Genomic DNA, 1,602 nt, shown 5'->3' with positions numbered 1-1,602 from the left:
GGTTAGCGATCGCACTACCAATACATAAATCCTCTTGACGGCTGTAACGAGATAGTAAAATACTAAAAGCCGTCAACAGAGTCATAAACAAAGTAACTCCCTGTTGTTGACTAATAGCTTTAAGTCTCTGAGTCAGTTCATTGCTCAAACGATATTCCTCACGCCCACCTTGATAACTTTGTTGGGCTGGACGGGGATGATCAGTGGGCAAATCCAGCAATCGGGGAGCATCACCTAATTGTTGTTTCCAGTAATTTTCCTGATTTTCTAAAATCTCCCCTTGTAACCAATTGCGCTGCCAAGCTGCATAATCACTATATTGAATCGGCAACGGTGACAAATTTGGAGCATTCCCCGCAGCAAAAGCAGCATAAGTCTGTTCCCATTCACGTTTAAACACTCCCATTGACCAGCCATCACTAATAATGTGGTGCATATTAATCAGCAGCACATTTTTCTGTTCGCCCAGTTGCAGCAGTTTCGCTTTGAATAGGGGGCCAGTATTTAAGTCAAAGGGTTCTTGAGCGTGGTTATCTGATAACCGTTGTACGGTTTCTGCTTGAGTCTGGGGATTAAGTGACTGTAAATCTGTAATCGCCAGCACTTCTATATCATCTAGATTTTGGACGGCTACTTGCGCCTCTCCTTCTAGTGCGGGAAAATAGGTGCGTAGAATGGCATGGCGATCGAGGAGATAATCAAAACTTGCACGCAACGCTTCTATATTCAACTTGCCTTCAAGTTCTAGCGCCGTTGACATATTGTAGGTAGCCGAGGTTCCGGTGTCTTCAAGTTGGGCTAAAAACCAGAGTCTCGATTGGGCAAATGACAGATTTTTAGGAGCATTTTCAGGTTGTGGCGTGATGGGTGGTAAAGCAATTACCGAAGCGGCTTTGTCAATTTCTGTTGCCAAATCAGACAAAACACTCTGTTCAAATACCTTGCGGACAGGTACTTCTACCCCAAAAGTGTCACGAATGCGGGTAACTAATTGGGTTGCTAATAGCGAATGTCCACCCAATTCAAAGAAGTTATCTTGACGACCAACAGACTTAGCTTTTAAGAGACTTTGCCATAAGGTAGCCAACAGTTCTTCAGTTGGCGTGACTGGCATTTGAAAGTCCGTAGAAGTGGCTGCATTTGGTGTTGGTAGCGCTCTACGATCTAGTTTTCCGTTAGGGGAAAGGGGCAACTGATCCAATACGATAATCTGGCTAGGAATCATATAATTTGGTAGGCGAATCTTCAGGTAGTCTTTGAGTTGACTCGCTAAATTACTGGATTTTTCCTTTGCCGTGACATAAGCTACTAACCTGGGATTATTATCAGTTTCATATAAAATAACAACCGCTTCTCTAACTAAATAATTTTGCAATAATAGCGATTCAATTTCACCAAGTTCAATCCGAAATCCCCGTAATTTAATTTGAGCATCAATACGACCTAGATACTCAAGATTGCCATCAGAGTTCCATTTTGCTAAGTCACCAGTTTTATAAATTCGCTCAGTTTTGCCAAATAATTCAACTTCAATAAATTTCTCGGCGGTTAAATCGGGACGGTTGAGATAGCCTCGTGCTAAACCCACTCCCGCAATACACA

At 42.6% G+C, this 1,602-nt stretch carries 1 protein-coding gene; it reads right to left on the bottom strand.

From position 1 onward, the window contains the following. Positions 1-1,602: condensation domain-containing protein (locus tag A4S05_RS38310; protein WP_141699952.1), on the bottom strand; the 1,602-nt coding region annotated here is incomplete at both ends.

Source organism: Nostoc sp. KVJ20 (assembly GCF_001712795.1).
Taxonomy (GTDB): domain Bacteria; phylum Cyanobacteriota; class Cyanobacteriia; order Cyanobacteriales; family Nostocaceae; genus Nostoc.
The sequence above is the reverse complement of the archived record's forward strand: the minus strand, read 5'-3'. Positions and strand labels throughout refer to the sequence as shown.